Below are 13796 nucleotides of genomic sequence, written 5' to 3' on the forward strand. Positions count from 1 at the left end.
AGGTACCTAATTCGAGTTCGTGTCTTTCCGTCGGAGTTCGAAGTAGTCGATGTCGACCGAGACGCAGTTCCCGTTCGACGTCGTCTCGAAGATGAGATAGAGGTTGTCGACGTTCTTGCTGATAGCCGAGTTCTCTGACTGACTGAACTCGATCGTCTCCGACCGCACTTTCTGTCCTCCCCCGGTCAGTTTGTACTTCCCGGTCAGGTCGTTCCCGTCGATGTCCCGAAGGTAAACGTTCCAGCTACCGTTGCTGTTCTTGTACTTCACGTAGAGTTCGTATGCTCCGTTCTGCTGGGCCGGAGGTAACGCGTAACCAACGCGTCCGCCCCTGCCGTCTCCACCGTTTCCGTTTCTACCATCGCCCTTCCCGTTTCCGTTGTTCCCGCTGTTTCCACTCGAATTCGAGTTACACACCGCAACAGCCGTCGCGTACGTGTCGTCGTTTCCGTCGTTTACGTTCCCGGGGTTCTCGATTGTCCCCTTCGGATCGTCCGGCTGCGCCGCGGTTCCCTCATCGCCGCTGTCACGGTAGTTGTTCGAACTACCGAAGTCGTAGCAGTCGATCTCGACGGGTCCGATCGTGCGCGTCGCGGTGATAGTGAACTCCGGGTTCGACGCGGTGAATTCCAGTGCGATCGTGTACGATCCCCTGAGCCCGCTCGCGTCGTCGGAACAGCTCACCGCTACGTCGAACGTGTTGCCGTCGGCGGTAACCTTCGCATCGAGCCTTTCACCGCCGACGGCGCGAGCACTGACCGCAATGTCGGCCGGTTCGAACGTAACGATATTGTCTTTTATTTTGTACACCTCCGACAGACTTCCGGACCGAACGACGCCCGCATTACCAGAGACATCGACGAACTGTAACACGGCGTCCTCGCCGTTACCCGCGTTGACCTCGACGTCTCGATCCGAGGTGATCTGCGTCGACCCGCCGGTACCGAACAGCATGAGTCCGCCGCCGCTCACGAGCGAGCCGACGGCGGCGCGTCGCGTCCACTTCTTGTTATCGCCCATCTCTGAGTTCCGGCGGTTTCCCGTCGCTACCGAGGTTCATCCCCCGGTTCTGGTAGACGTGGAACGCCGCCGAAGCCGTGAACAACACCGCGATGATGCCGGCCCACGCGAGGCTCGGCACCGACTCCGGAAAGACGCCGGCCTAGACGGCGGCGACGAGGCCGAGCGACACCGCACCGAGGCCGAGGTAGTACTCGGCCCACGGGATCGAGTCCCCGGGCACGACGTCGACGTACACGTCGAGGTCGCGCGCCTCTTCGGTCAGCTCGATGGTCCCGCTGTCGTGCGTGATGATGCCCGTGCGCTCCAGCTTCGGGATGTGGTTCTGCTGTATCGAGCTGTACGCGAGGTGCCGCTCCTTGGACGTGATCTCGGAGACCGATTTGTCGTTCTCCCACGCCGCGACCTGCTCGGCGACGTCGGAGAGCTCCGTGGCGCCGTCCTTGATCTTGATCGCGTGAAGGGCGTAACGCCGTCGGGGGTTGCTCAGTACCTCGTAGATGTCGTTTCGCGACAGTGGTCGACCGCTTGCGGATCCCACGCTAATCCCCTCCGTGCTCATTTCTCTCTCGGCACAGGAATCTCTATCAGGGAACTAGAAGCAGCGGACGTAATCATATCTGATATAGCAATGACACGAATAAATACTTTGTGGAGAGCCCATGGCGACTGTCACCTGGCCCCACCCTAAAAAATCAGTTTTCTGTTATTTCGATGGTGAGATCCTCTGTCTCGGTCGCCGTCTCACCGGTGTCGACCGTCGTGTCAAGCAGGGTCGTTCCGCCGTTAACGGTCCCGGTAGCCGTCGGCGTCGTTCCCGTATCTTCCACAGCTTCGCCGCCGATATTCGTAATGAGCCTCGCGTTGGTCGCGTTTTCAGAGCTGAACGCGACATCGAAGTTCCCGTCGCTCACGAGCGCGAACAGATCGTTCTGTGTGAGGATCGCGTTGCTGGGCAGTTTGTTTCCGTCCGGTCCGAAAACGATCGTCACGTCGTTCGCGACGAGGCTCACATAGTTCTCGTCGACGTTGGTATATGTATCAGAACCGACGGGGAACAGCTCCTCGCCGTCGTAGAAGGTGCCATTACCGTCTTTCACGGCGATGTTATCCGAGGAAGTGTCGACGAGAACATCGGCGAAGTTACCGGTGATGTTGTCGGCGAGTTCGTTCTCCTGTTCCTGGATGGCGTCGGGAAGGTTGCCGGCGTCCTCGTCACCGTTCGGATTCAGTCTGCTGATCCCGTTGTCGCCGCCCAGAACGTTGACCTCGACTTCGCGCTGCGCTTCGACAGTCGTGAACGCTCCCGACCCGAACGCCGCGCCGGTCCCGACGCCGATCATCCCGATAGCCCCCAACACGCTTCTGCGGTTCAGCTTCATTGTAACGTTCACCCCTTGGCTAGGTACCCACTTACTATTAGGCCGCGTTAGCCGGGTTCAGGCAGTCATTGAAGCCGGCGAACGGCGCTAACGCCCCCGGTTAGCCGAGTCAACATTACGCTGAAACGGCTAACGCAGTTCACTACTAACAGGCTCAGCGACGTACCGGCGTGCGTGAGCGAACGGGCCGCGCCGACGACAGCGACGACGCCGAGTAGCCTCGGCCCTGTCGTCGCGCGGCGGGACCCGACCCGGACGGCGAACGCGGTGGGAACATGAGCCGCGCTCTCATCGTACTCGCGGTGGTCGTCGTGTTGCTCGGCGGCGGCGTCGCGACCACCGGCTCCTTCACCGACGGAGACGAGGTCGCGACCGACTCGGGGGTCTACCTGTCGCCCGCCGACAGCGAGAACGCCGACCGATACGTGGCGTACGACGACGCCGGCGAGCTGCGGATTCGCTTCGGCTCGGTCCCGCCGGACGCGCGGACGAGCGTCGACAACCTGTTTCTCGTCGGGTTCGCCGGCTACGAGAGCAACGACTCCGCCGCGACGATCGAGATCGACACCGACGCCGACGGCGTGACGTTGTACCGGATGGACACCGGCGAGCGAGTCACCGGCGGGGAGATAACGCTCGATCCGAATGCGTCCGTTACGCTCGGTGCGACGATCCCCCCGTCGGTCGGAAGCTACACCGAGAGCGTCCGCTTCACCGTCGACGTCCCCGAAGACGACGCCGGATCCGGTCCGGGTGGCGACACCGGCGGTGGTGACGGGGGCACCGGCGGCGGTGCCGGGGGCGGCGGTAGCGACGGCGGACCGAGCGATAGCGGTGACGGCGACGGGACTGGCGGCGACGACGGCACCGGCGGCAACGACGGTGGGACCGGGAGTGGCAGCGGTGGCGACGGCGCCGGAATCGATGATAGTGGGGCCGGGAGTGACGGCGGCGACGACGACACCGCCGACGATGGCACCGGCGACGACGGCACTAGCGGTAGTGGCAGCGGGACCGACGGTGGCGACAGCGGAACGGGCGGTGACGGCGACAGCACCGACGGCGACGCGGACGGAGGCGACGACGACTCCGACGAGGCAGACGACGACTCCGACGCCGGCGACGGGACTGACGACGGCGAGGCGGACGGTACCGCCGACGATGTCTCCGACTCGGCGGAGTCCGGTCCGACCGCCGAGCCGGCCGGCGGTCAGTTCGAACTGCTACCCGCCGGGTGGTCCCTGTTCGCGGGCTTCCTCGCCGGGCTCTCGAACTACCTTGTACAAACGCGAATCAGGGGCGTGGTACCGGCGTTGAAGACCGAACAGTCGGAGCGCAGGGCACGCCTCCGGAGCATCCTCGCCCGCGAGGCGGTGGTCATGCTGGCCGTGATGGCGCTCACCGTGCTAGTGGCGGGCGCGCTCTCCGGCGCCGGGATTACCGGCATCACGCAGTTGATCGCGACGTTGGGGTTCTCGGCGATAGTCGGCGGGCTGTCCGGGGCGCGCGAGTTCCCGAGAATCTGAGTTCGGCGTGCGCTCGGTCGGGTCGTCCTCAGAGCGCCTCCAGCGTCGCGCGGTCCACCTCGGTCGCGGGCATCGCCTCGCCGCCGTACTCGGCGACGAACGACTCGACGTCGCCCTCCTCGCTGAACGGGATCAGGTCGGGTCCCATCGCGCCGATCACCTCGCTGCGCGCGACGACGGTGAGGGCCGTCTCGCGGGCGAACGCCTCGCTGTCGACGTGCGAGGAGAACATCGTGTCGCCGCCCTCCTCGAACACCTCCTGCTCGACCGCGGAGTAGTCGGTGAGAAACGTCGCGAGCGGCGTGCGCCCGGAGTCTTCGGCGTCGAAGCGGTAGGTGTACGTACAGGTGGCGCTACAGAACTGCGCCGGGCGACCACCCTCCGGTTCGTCGTCCTCGAAGTGGACCTGCCCGACCGTTCCCGGGTGGTCCGCGACGATCATGCCGCACTGGTCGCATGCCTGGTCGTCGTCGATGGAGACCGGGGCGATCGAGTTCGACCCACCGCCGGCGCAACCGGCGACGGAACCGATCCCTGCGGCGGCGATTCCGGCGAGCACTCGGCGCCGCGGGACGCTCTTCGAGCTGGCGGGCGTGGGAGTCGATGGGTCGCGTTTCGTCATGGTCGTAGTTGGGGTACTGGCCTCTTAGCCCCTCTGGACGCGTTCAGCGGCGCGTTCGAGGAACGAACCAAACGCCATAAGCCACTGGCGATCGAACCGAACGCGTGGCAGTATTCGACACCGACTCGGGCCGGTCGCGTCGCCTCCGTCTCGCGGCCGTCGCGCTCGTCGCCCTCGCGGCCGTGGGCACCGCGGGCGCGTTCGCCGCGGACCCGAGCGAGTCAGTCCCCGAGCCGGTGCGGTTCGAGGACGCGGTCGAGTTGGGGCTCTCCTCGGAGACGGACGCCCTGATGGCGGGCGATGCGACGCTCCCGCGCGTCCAGGTGTTCTACTCGCAGCTCCAGTACGTCGTCGGCTACAACGGGATCGCCTCGTTCGTCGACTCGCGCGGAGACGGGCGGACCGAGCGACAGTTCGGCTACCCGCTCGTCGCGTACGTGGAGACGTTCGATCACCGAGACCCGGGCACGACCGAGTCCGGACTCTTCGCGGCGGGCGGGGCAGGTGGGTGGACGCCGGTCGACGAGGCGTTCTACGTCGTCGGCAGCGACGCCGAGACGCCGTCGGGCGAAGTCGTCGTCCCGTTCCGCGGCCGCGAGGCGGCGGCGGCGTTCGCCGACGACCACGGCGGGTCGGTCGTCGGGTGGGAGGCGGTCCGGACCCGGTCGTACGACGTCGACTCCGCGGCGACCGTGCGGTCGCTCGCCGCGGACCGCTGGCGGACGGCGAACCAGCGGCTCGCGGCCGCGGAACGGCGCGCGGACCGACCGGTCTCCGTCGTCGTCGGCGAGGACGCCCCCACCGTCTCCGCGGCGGTCGCGGCGGCGCCGCCGAACACGACAGTCCGCGTCCCGCCCGGGACCTACGAGGAGACGGTGACCGTGAACCGGTCCGTGACGATCGCCGGCGCGGGCGCCGGGCGGGGCGACGCGGCCGCGACCCGGATCGTCGGCAACGGCACCGGCTCGGTGGTCACCGTCCGCGCGGCCGACGTGGCGCTCACGGGGCTGCGAATCGCGGGAACGGGGAATCGGACCCGGGACCCGGAAGCCGCCCGTCAGTCCCGCGACCCGGAGGGCGGTACGTGGGACACGAACATCCAGCTCGGCTACGGCCACGGCGACGCCGGAGTGAAGGCCGTCGGCGCGCCGGGCCTCGTCGTCGACGAGGTGGTCGTGGACACGAACGCGAGCGGGCTCCTGCTGCGATCGGGTTCTCACGCGACCGCGAGCGGGCTCGTCGTCCACGGGACCGACGAGTGGCAGGCGGGGTTCATGGGCATCACAGGGATGGAGTCGCGCGTCACCGTCACGGACAGCCGGTTCGAGGGCGGGCGAGACGGGATCTACCTCCACCGCGCCGACGGCTCCGTCGTTCGGAACTCGACGTTCGTCGACAACCGGTACGGGACGCACCTCATGTACACCGGGGACGCGCTGGTCGCGGACAACGTCTTCCGAAACGAGGTGTTCGCCGGGGTGACCGTGATGACGCGGCCGGCCGGGAACGCGATCGTCGGCAACGACGTCCGCGACTCCAGCGCGGGGATCCAGGCGTCGGGAACGCGGACGTACGTCGGCTACAACACGCTCGTCGACAACGAGCTCGGCTTCTCCACGAGCGCCCGCGGGTCGCTGTACGAGCACAACGTCGTCGTCGGCAACGAGCTCGGGGCGCGGGCGACGACGGTCGTCCCCTCCAGCCGGGTCGTCGCCAACGACTTCGTCGGCAACGCGGACCACGCGGCGGCCGGGGCCGGCGCGCTGCGCGTGTGGGCCGACGGCGGCCGGGGGAACTACTGGGAGGGCGCGAACGTCGGACCGCGCGGTCCTGGCGAACGGGCGTACCGCCCGACGTCGCCGGTCGACGGGGCGCTCCACCGGACGGTGAGCGCGGTAACGGTGCGTGAGTCCCCCGCCGCGCGGCTGCTCGACGCGCTCCGCGGGACCGTGCCCGGGGCGCGCTCGGGGAGCATCATCGATCCGGCGCCCGCGGCCGAACCGTATCACCCCGACCGGCTCGCCGCCGTCGCGGAGTCGGACGGCGACCCGGTCGAGTCGTCGTGGCGCTCCGCCGCCGGAGCGGACGGGAACGCCACGGCGACCGCGGAGGGGGCCGAATGAGCGACCGTACGCTCGCGGCGCTTGACGGCGTCACGCGCACCTACAGCGGCGTCGCGGTGCTCGACGAGGTCTCACTGTCGGTCGGGACGGGCGTCACCGCCGTCATCGGTCCCAACGGCTCCGGCAAGTCGACGCTGCTCGGGGTCCTGAGCGGCGCGGTCGAACCCACCGCGGGGACGGTCCGGTACCCCGAGGGCGGTCCGCGCTCGGGGTCGGAGAAGCGCGTCGGCTACCTCCCGCAGCGGGTACCGTTCCGAGACGGGTTCACCGCCCGAGAGACCCTCGGGTTCTACGCGGCGCTCGCTGGCGGCGACCCCGACGCGGCGCTGGCGGCGGTCGGGCTCTCGGACGCGGCCGGGAAGCGGGTCGCGGACCTCTCCGGCGGGATGCGGCGGTTGCTCGGGATCGCACAGGCGAGGCTCGGCGACCCGGACGTCGTCGTCCTCGACGAGCCGACGAGCGGGCTCGACCCGGAGATGCGAGAGCGGGCGTTCCGCGCGGCGGCGCGGGCGGGCGACGACGCCGCCGTCGTCGTCAGCTCGCACGACCTCGACCTCGTCGACGCCCACGCCGACGCGGTCGTCGTCCTCCGCCGCGGCCGGGTCGCCGCGGCCGGGCGCCGCGAGCGCCTCCTCGACGAGCGGGGGGTCGACGACGTCGCGGCGCTGTACCACGCGGTCGCGGCCGGCACCGACGGGGCGTCGTCGCCCGCGGGCGGCGGGGCGGAGGAGGGCGGAGAGAGCGGCGGAGCCGACGCCGAGTCGGTCCACGTCACGGGGGTGTCCGACCGGTGAATTCTCCGTTCGGCGGCGTGTGGGTCGTCTTCCGGCGCGAGCTGGTCACGGTGCGCCGGACGCCCGGGTACGCCGTTCTCGCTGCCGGGCTGCTTGTCGTCCTCGCCGGCCTCGTCGCGGTCGGGGGCGGCGGCGCGACCGGGTTCGTGCCCGCGGTCGTCGACCTGCTGTTGCCCGCCGAGGTGCTTGTGCCGCTGCTGGCGGTCGTGCTCGGGTACCGCTCGCTGTTCGCCGACGCCGCGAGCGGGGAGCTCAGCGTGATCCGGACGTATCCGGTGAGCGCGACCGGGTACGTCCTCGGGGTGCTGCTCGCCCGGACGGTCGCGCTCGTCGCGCTCGTGGGCGGCCCGTTCGCGCTCGTCGGCACCTACGTGTGGCTCACCGCCGCGCCGGACACGGGCATCTTCGCGACGCACGCCGGTGTCGACTCGCCGGTGCTTTTCGTCCGCTTCATCGCGCTCGTCGTGCCGTTCGGCGCGGCGTACCTCGCGCTCTCGGCGGCGGTGTCGACGGTCGCGACGAGCCGGCGGAGCGCGGTCGCGCTCGCCCTCCTCGCGCTGCTCGGCGGCGTTCTCGCCGGCGACCTCGCGGTGCTTCGATCGCTGTCGGCCGGGGCGTCGCCGGGCGGGATCGCCGGGTCGGTCGCGCTCTCCCCGAACGGTGCGTTCCGAGGACTCGTCTTCGAACACGTGATCGGCGTCGCCTTCGCGCCGGAGGGCGGGTTCGTCCAGACCGGGCGGGCGGTGGCATCGCTCGTCGGGTGGACCGTCGGCGGGACCGTCGTCTCCGTCGCCGCCGTCGCGTTCGGGCCCCGCGTCGGCGTCGCGGTCGAACGCCTCCGCGGGAGCGTCGGCCGGTAGGCGCGTCGCTCGGCTCAGTCCGAGGCGGCGTCGTCGCCGACCGCGCCGGGCGCGTGGGCGTACACCGCATAGAGGACGGTCGCGGCGATGAGGAAGTCCAGGCTGTGCGCGAGGAGGTGGTGGACCGGCATCGGCACGGCTCCCAGAACGGTCCCGACGCCGACCACCGACCGAGCCAGGAGCGCGCCGACGGCGAGGGAGATCAGTCGGTACTGCGCCTGCCGGCGGCGTCGGTAGGCGGCGAGGCTGACGGCGAAGAGGAGACTCGTCCCGAGTCCGGCGGCGACCACGACCGCCAGGATCGGCAGCGACCCCTCCACGGACCATCCGGCGAGCGCCGACACCGACCCCGAGAGCGACTGCGTCACACCGGCCCTTGGGAGCCGACCGACAAGAAGACGTGCCCCGCCGCCGTTCCCAGAGCGAGAGACCGCACGGGCGCCTTTTATTCCGAGCGGGGGTAGGTCGATCCCCCGAAAATGGCGGACACCAGAGACAGGATCCGACGCCACGTCCGCGACGCCCCCGGCGTCCACTTCAACCGGATCGGCCGCGAGCTCGACATCGCGACCGGACAGGCGCAGTACCACCTCCGCCGGCTCGTCCGGGACGGCGAGCTCGCGGTCGAACGCATCGGCGGGCGCGCGCACTACTTCGATCCGGCGGTCGACCCGTGGGACCGGCGGACGCTCGCGTTTCTCAGGCGGGAGACGGCCCGCGAGATCGTCGTCAGGCTCCACGCCGACGGCCCAACCCGGCCGGCGGCGCTCGCCGGTGACCTCGACCTCGCGAAGAGCACGGTGTCGTGGCACGTCTCGACGCTCGCGGACCACGGGATCGTCGAGAAGTCCCCCGACCGGCCGATGACCGTCGCGCTGGCGCGTCCGGACCGGACGGCCGCGCTCCTCGACGAGGTGTCGCCGTCGCTGCCCGACCGGCTCGTCGACCGCTTCGTCCGCACGGTCGACTCGCTCCTCGACGCCGAGGGGTGACGGGTGAGCGCCGCGCGAGGGGATCGGTGTGAGCCGGGCTCGCGCCCGTTCGCCGATCACACCAGATCGGTTAGCGACCCGGCGGTCGTTGATCCGGTATGGACGTCCTCATCGATACCGGGGCGCTTCGACTCGTCGACGCCGTCGGAACGGCGACCTGTGAGCCGAGCGGCTCCCTGTACGCGACCGAGTCGCTCGGCCTCGGCGTCTTCCTGCTCGTCGGACTGCTCGGCGGCGCGCACTGTCTCGGCATGTGTGGCCCGCTCGTCACCACCTACGCCGATCGGATGCGGTCCGGGCAGGCCGGCGGCGGTCGCGGGCGAGACGACGACCTCACCCTCCGCCAGGTGCGCCAGCACGCGCTCTTCAACCTCGGACGCACGGCGAGCTACGCGACCCTCGGCGGGGCCTTCGGTCTCGCCGGCAGCCTCGCGTTCGTCACGGGGCGGACGGTCACCGGCGTCGCCGACGATGTCCACGCGCTCACCGGCATCTTCGTCGGCGGAGTGATCATCGCCGTCGGCGCGCGCTACGCGCTCCGCCTCCGGCTGGAGTCCGTCCCGATACCGGGGTTCGACCGGGCGGCGAGCGCGGTGAGCGACCGGATCGTCGCCCGCGTCGACGCGTGGGTCGGAGACTGGCGGATCGTCGGTCTGGGGGCGGCGCACGGCTTTCTCCCGTGCCCGCTCCTGTACCCGGCCTTCCTCTACGCGTTCGTTCAGGGGAGCGCGCTCGGGGGAACGGTCGCGCTCGGCGCCCTCGGCCTCGGCACCGTGCCGTCGCTGCTGCTTTTCGGTACGGTGTTCGGGTCGATGCGTCTCGAAACGCGGCTGCGGATCCACCGGGTGCTCGGCGTCGCCTTCGTAGCCCTCGGATACGTCCCGCTCCAGCACGGGCTCGCGACGCTCGGCGTGCCGCTGCCGCACCCGCCGATCCCGTACTACACCCCGTTTTGACTCGGGCGACCGACTCGCCGCGCGCTCGCTCCCGCGTGACCCGGGTCGCTCGCGTTCGTCGATCGCACCAGACGCGTTATGCGCCGCTCGCCCCTTCGCTCGGGTATGAAGCGACGAACGCTGCTCGCCGGCGTCGGAACGGCCGCCGCCGGCTCCGTCGCGGGCTGTACGTCGCGCCTGTTCGGTGGAAGCCCGGACGACGTCGTGCTCGATCCGCAGTCGGACCAGCTCGCGGACAGCGAGGACCTCGCGTATCCCGCGTACGGCCAGCCGCTCCCGTCGTTCGAGCTGCCGGCTCCCCTCGCGGACGAGACGTTCGACAGCGACGAGCTCGACCGGACCGCCCTCGTGACCGGCGTGTTCACGTTCTGTCCCGCGGAGTGTTCGATCCTCCTCCGCCAGTGGGCGACGGTACAGCGCCGCGTCGCGGCGGCGGGGCTGACCGACGACACGTACTTTATCCCGATCACGTTCGATCCGGAGCGCGACGACGCGGCGGCGCTCCGCGACAACGCCGAGTCGATCGGCGCCGACCTCGAGGCGGGCAACTGGATCTACCTGCGGCCGGAGACGCCGGCTCGCGCGAAGGCGGTGGTCGAGGACCGACTGGGGATCGGCTTCGAGCGGACGACGGAGAGCGACCGCCTCCCGGGCTACGACTTCACCCACATCGTCGTGACCCTGCTCGTCAACCCCGACGGCGTGGTCGAACGGGCCTACCGCGGCGAGCGGATCGACCCGGAGCGCGTCGCGGGAGACATGGAGCGCGTCGTCGCCGCGTTCGACGACGAGTGACGCCCCGTCGAAGGCTCAGACCGACGCGCGGCCGGGACCTCGCTCTCCCGGAGGGGGAACGCACAAACCGTCCGCCGCCCTCCGGAGCGGTATGAACGTCGACGTGCTGCTGTACGACGGGTTCGACGAACTCGACGGCATCGGGCCGTACGAGGTGTTCGACTACGCGCTCGGCTACGCCGCCGCGGACGGCGAGCGCGCCGGCCGCGTCAGGTACGTCACGCTCGCCGAGCGCGAGACGGTGACCGCGAGCCACGGGACCCGCGTGGGCGTGGACGGAGTCCTTCCCGACCCCGAGTCGGCCGACGCGCCCGACCTGCTCGTCGTCCCCGGGGGCGGCTGGAGCGCGCGCGACGAGGACGCGAGCGCCTGGGCGGAGGCGCAGAAGGGCGACGCGCCGCGCGCGCTCGCCGGCCACCACGCGGCCGGCACCCGGATCGCCTCGGTGTGTACGGGCTCGATGCTGCTCGCGGAGGCGGGCGTCACCGACGGCCGCCGGGCCGTGACGCACGCGTCGGCGGTCGAGGAGCTCCGCGAGTCGGGCGCCGAGGTCGTCGACGCCCGCGTCGTCGACGACGGCGACCTGCTCTCAGCGGGCGGCGTCACCTCCGGAATCGACCTGGCGCTGTACGTCGTCGAGCGCGAGTTCGGCGCCGCGGTCGCCGACCGAGTGGCGACCGTCATCGAGTACGAGCGGCGGTACGAGGTCGCCCAGTAGGTCGGACCGCGCGAGGGCTCAGTCGTCGTCCTCCGGCAGGGGCGGGCCCTCGTCGTCGACCTCGTTGGTCGTGATCCCGCCGTCCGCGTCGACGGTGATCACGGTACAGTCGAGCTCGCCCCGGAGGAAGGAGTCGATGTCGGGGTCGGAGAGCAGCTTCTGGACCATCCGCCGCCACCGGCCGGCCTGCTTCGACCCGATGACGACCACGTCGGCGCCCTCGGCCACGACCTCTTCGAGGATCGTCTCCTCGACGAGGAAGCCGCGGCGGACGACGTAGCGCGCGCGGTCGACCCGACCGATTCGCTCCTCGACGGCGCGCTTGAGGTCGCTGCGCGAGACCCCGCCGGAGCGCTGGTAGAGGTCGACGTGGAGGACCGTGAGGTCCGCGTCGCGCTCCTCGGCGACGCGGGTCGCCTCTCGCAGCGTCGCCGCCGAATGCGACGAGGGAGGGAACCGGACGGGGACCACGACGAGCGTCATGTCAGACCGGTCGCGCTCGGGACGTAAATACGCTGTCGATGTGGCGGCCGCGCGAGCGCGTCGGCTCGGGCCGTCGACCGGCACCGGCTCGTACGGCTCGGCCGGCCAGTCGAGGTCCGGGTCGGCGGGGTCGACGTCGAGCGCCTCGCCGGGCACGCGCTCGCGCTCGCCGGCGTCGTAGGCGTTTGCGGTGTCGATGAAGGCGATCCCGTGGTCGATCGCGGTGTCGACGACCACCTGCGCCTCCTCGTCCGAGAGGTGCCGGTCCGCGTCGCCGCCGAAGGTGTTCGTCCCGATGCCGATCCGACTCGCCTTCGTTCCGGACCCGCCGAGCGTCGCGTACTCCCTACGGCGGCCACGCGCGGCATGGACGAAGCCGTCCCGCTCGCGGCCGCGCTGCCGGGGCGCCCGCGCCTTTTTGTCTCGTCGGTCGAACCCGTTGGTGATGGACCGACAGGGAGCGCGCCGGACGACGGAGGAGTGATGGACCGACTCCCCACGGAGGGGCTCTCGCCGCTCGCGAGTCGCGTCGACGAGGTCCTGGCGCGGTACGGGTACGAGATCGGCCCCGCCATCGACGCGATCGACGCGGCCGTGTCCGGCTACGGCGGCCTGTTCGACCCGGGGACCGGCGACGGCGAGATCCGGACCGCCGTCGAGGCGGTACTCGCCGCGGACCCGCCGGGCGAGCGGGAGGGCTCGTGGGGCGACGACGACGGCAGCGTGGTCCTCTACGTCGACGGGAGCGCCCGCGGGAACCGGGGGCCGGCGGGGGCGGGCGCCGTGTTGCGAGCCGACCGCGAACCGGCGGTCCGGCTGGGGCGACCGGTCGGCCGGGTCGGGAACAACGCCGCGGAGTACGCCGCGCTCCACATGGGACTGGAGGCGCTGGCCGCGCGCTGCGACCCGGCGGCCGTCGAGGTCCGGATCGACTCGCGGACCGTCATCGACGACGTCTGGGGGACAGGTGACGGCGTCGCGTCGGCCGCGCCGTACAGGACGGCGATCCAAGAGCGGATCGCGGCGCTGTCCGCCTGCGAGTGGACGCACCTGGCCGACAGCGACCCCAACCCGGCGGACGCGCGGGCCGCGGTCGGCGCCGACATCGCGGCGCTCGGCCCGTGACCGGAGCCGGCGGTCAGCCCCTCACGCCCCGTCTCGGTCGCCGTCAGGGGCGACGAGGTCGTCGTCGCCCCTCGGCGCTTCGAGCCGGACCGGGTGGTTCGCGTGTCGCGCGTGGGTCCGCGCCCAGCGCCGGGCGGGCCGCTCCGCCAGGAAGCGCTCGCCGTCCGGACAGCGCTCGCACCGAGCGATCCACGGGGTCACGTCGTCCGGGTAGTGGCCGGTGTGGCGCTCGTGGTCGATCGCGAACTGCTCGACCGCGTGGCCGCCGGGGTCGAGGCCGTCGATCTCGCGGTCGAGGTCCCACTCGCGGCCGCACCGCTCGCAGGACACGGTCGGTACCGCCCGGTCGTCGTCGAGGGACGCGTCGTCGGTCACGGGGACGCTTCGGACCGCACGCACT

15 protein-coding genes and 2 pseudogenes are annotated in these 13796 nt (G+C 70.8%); 9 read left to right on the plus strand and 8 right to left on the minus strand.

Features of this window, described 5'->3' with window-relative positions; translation table 11 throughout:
- Positions 1-6: 6 nt before the first annotated feature.
- From EXE50_RS03400 to EXE50_RS03410, 3 genes and pseudogenes are all read right to left on the minus strand, one after another.
- Complete coding sequence (locus EXE50_RS03400) at positions 7-1020, minus strand: hypothetical protein (RefSeq protein ID WP_137704374.1); 1014 nt, start codon at positions 1018-1020, stop codon at positions 7-9.
- A pseudogene (locus EXE50_RS03405) lies at positions 1010-1582 on the minus strand (hypothetical protein). Before EXE50_RS03405 ends, EXE50_RS03400 begins: the two are co-directional and overlap by 11 nt.
- Before the next feature lie 133 nt (positions 1583-1715).
- On the minus strand, positions 1716-2402 hold the full coding sequence (locus tag EXE50_RS03410) for a hypothetical protein (RefSeq protein WP_137704375.1): 687 nt from the start codon (positions 2400-2402) through the stop codon (positions 1716-1718).
- A gap of 275 nt (positions 2403-2677) precedes the next feature.
- On the opposite strand from EXE50_RS03410, the gene EXE50_RS03415 reads away from it, so the two are divergent.
- Entirely contained in the window at positions 2678-3928 is a 1251-nt protein-coding gene (locus EXE50_RS03415; RefSeq protein WP_137704376.1) for a hypothetical protein, read from the plus strand.
- A gap of 28 nt (positions 3929-3956) precedes the next feature.
- Here EXE50_RS03415 and EXE50_RS03420 read toward each other — a convergent pair whose 3' ends face one another.
- Positions 3957-4550 (minus strand): nitrous oxide reductase accessory protein NosL, encoded by a 594-nt coding sequence (locus EXE50_RS03420; protein WP_137704377.1) that lies wholly within the window; start codon positions 4548-4550, stop codon positions 3957-3959.
- A 104-nt stretch (positions 4551-4654) separates the two neighbouring features.
- On the opposite strand from EXE50_RS03420, the gene EXE50_RS03425 reads away from it, so the two are divergent.
- Genes EXE50_RS03425 through EXE50_RS03435 form a run of 3 tightly spaced genes read left to right on the plus strand, consistent with a single transcriptional unit; the run spans position 4655 to position 8327 of the window.
- Entirely contained in the window at positions 4655-6673 is a 2019-nt protein-coding gene (locus EXE50_RS03425) for a NosD domain-containing protein (protein WP_137704378.1), read from the plus strand.
- Entirely contained in the window at positions 6670-7467 is a 798-nt protein-coding gene (locus EXE50_RS03430; protein ID WP_137704379.1) for an ABC transporter ATP-binding protein, read from the plus strand. The genes EXE50_RS03425 and EXE50_RS03430 overlap by 4 nt, the downstream gene beginning before the upstream one ends.
- On the plus strand, positions 7464-8327 hold the full coding sequence (locus EXE50_RS03435; protein WP_137704380.1) for a copper ABC transporter permease: 864 nt from the start codon (positions 7464-7466) through the stop codon (positions 8325-8327). The genes EXE50_RS03430 and EXE50_RS03435 overlap by 4 nt, the downstream gene beginning before the upstream one ends.
- A gap of 14 nt (positions 8328-8341) precedes the next feature.
- Here EXE50_RS03435 and EXE50_RS03440 read toward each other — a convergent pair whose 3' ends face one another.
- The gene (locus EXE50_RS03440) at positions 8342-8695 is read right to left on the minus strand and encodes a hypothetical protein (protein ID WP_053772605.1); all 354 of its coding nucleotides are present in this window, start codon (positions 8693-8695) and stop codon (positions 8342-8344) included.
- A 111-nt stretch (positions 8696-8806) separates the two neighbouring features.
- Between EXE50_RS03440 and EXE50_RS03445 the strand changes: the two genes are divergently transcribed.
- The 4 genes from EXE50_RS03445 (at position 8807) to EXE50_RS03460 (ending at position 11788) form a co-directional block, all read left to right on the plus strand.
- Positions 8807-9319 carry a helix-turn-helix domain-containing protein gene (locus tag EXE50_RS03445; protein WP_053772606.1) on the plus strand — a complete coding sequence of 171 codons (513 nt, stop codon included), beginning with the start codon at positions 8807-8809 and terminating at the stop codon, positions 9317-9319.
- A gap of 98 nt (positions 9320-9417) precedes the next feature.
- Positions 9418-10275, plus strand: a complete 858-nt coding sequence (locus EXE50_RS03450) for a sulfite exporter TauE/SafE family protein (protein WP_053772607.1) — start codon at positions 9418-9420, stop codon at positions 10273-10275.
- A gap of 105 nt (positions 10276-10380) precedes the next feature.
- Positions 10381-11070, plus strand: a complete 690-nt coding sequence (locus EXE50_RS03455; protein ID WP_053772608.1) for an SCO family protein — start codon at positions 10381-10383, stop codon at positions 11068-11070.
- Positions 11071-11161: 91 nt separating this feature from the next.
- Positions 11162-11788, plus strand: a complete 627-nt coding sequence (locus tag EXE50_RS03460; protein WP_137704381.1) for a DJ-1/PfpI family protein — start codon at positions 11162-11164, stop codon at positions 11786-11788.
- A gap of 18 nt (positions 11789-11806) precedes the next feature.
- On the opposite strand, the gene EXE50_RS03465 is transcribed toward EXE50_RS03460, so the two are convergent.
- Together EXE50_RS03465 and EXE50_RS03470 are read right to left on the minus strand one after the other, a co-directional pair.
- The gene (locus EXE50_RS03465; RefSeq protein WP_053772610.1) at positions 11807-12271 is read right to left on the minus strand and encodes a universal stress protein; all 465 of its coding nucleotides are present in this window, start codon (positions 12269-12271) and stop codon (positions 11807-11809) included.
- Positions 12272-12418: 147 nt separating this feature from the next.
- Positions 12419-12718: pseudogene (locus EXE50_RS03470) on the minus strand (aldo/keto reductase); the annotation flags it as partial.
- Positions 12719-12754: 36 nt separating this feature from the next.
- Here EXE50_RS03470 and EXE50_RS03475 point away from each other — a divergent pair.
- On the plus strand, positions 12755-13396 hold the full coding sequence (locus tag EXE50_RS03475; protein WP_137704535.1) for an RNase H family protein: 642 nt from the start codon (positions 12755-12757) through the stop codon (positions 13394-13396).
- Positions 13397-13417: 21 nt separating this feature from the next.
- Here the strand turns inward: EXE50_RS03475 and EXE50_RS03480 are convergent, their stop codons facing one another.
- Entirely contained in the window at positions 13418-13771 is a 354-nt protein-coding gene (locus EXE50_RS03480) for a hypothetical protein (protein WP_053772612.1), read from the minus strand.
- Between the last annotated feature and the right edge of the window lie 25 nt (positions 13772-13796).

This window comes from Halorubrum sp. ARQ200 (genome assembly GCF_005435115.1).
In the GTDB taxonomy this organism is placed as follows: domain Archaea; phylum Halobacteriota; class Halobacteria; order Halobacteriales; family Haloferacaceae; genus Halorubrum; species Halorubrum tropicale.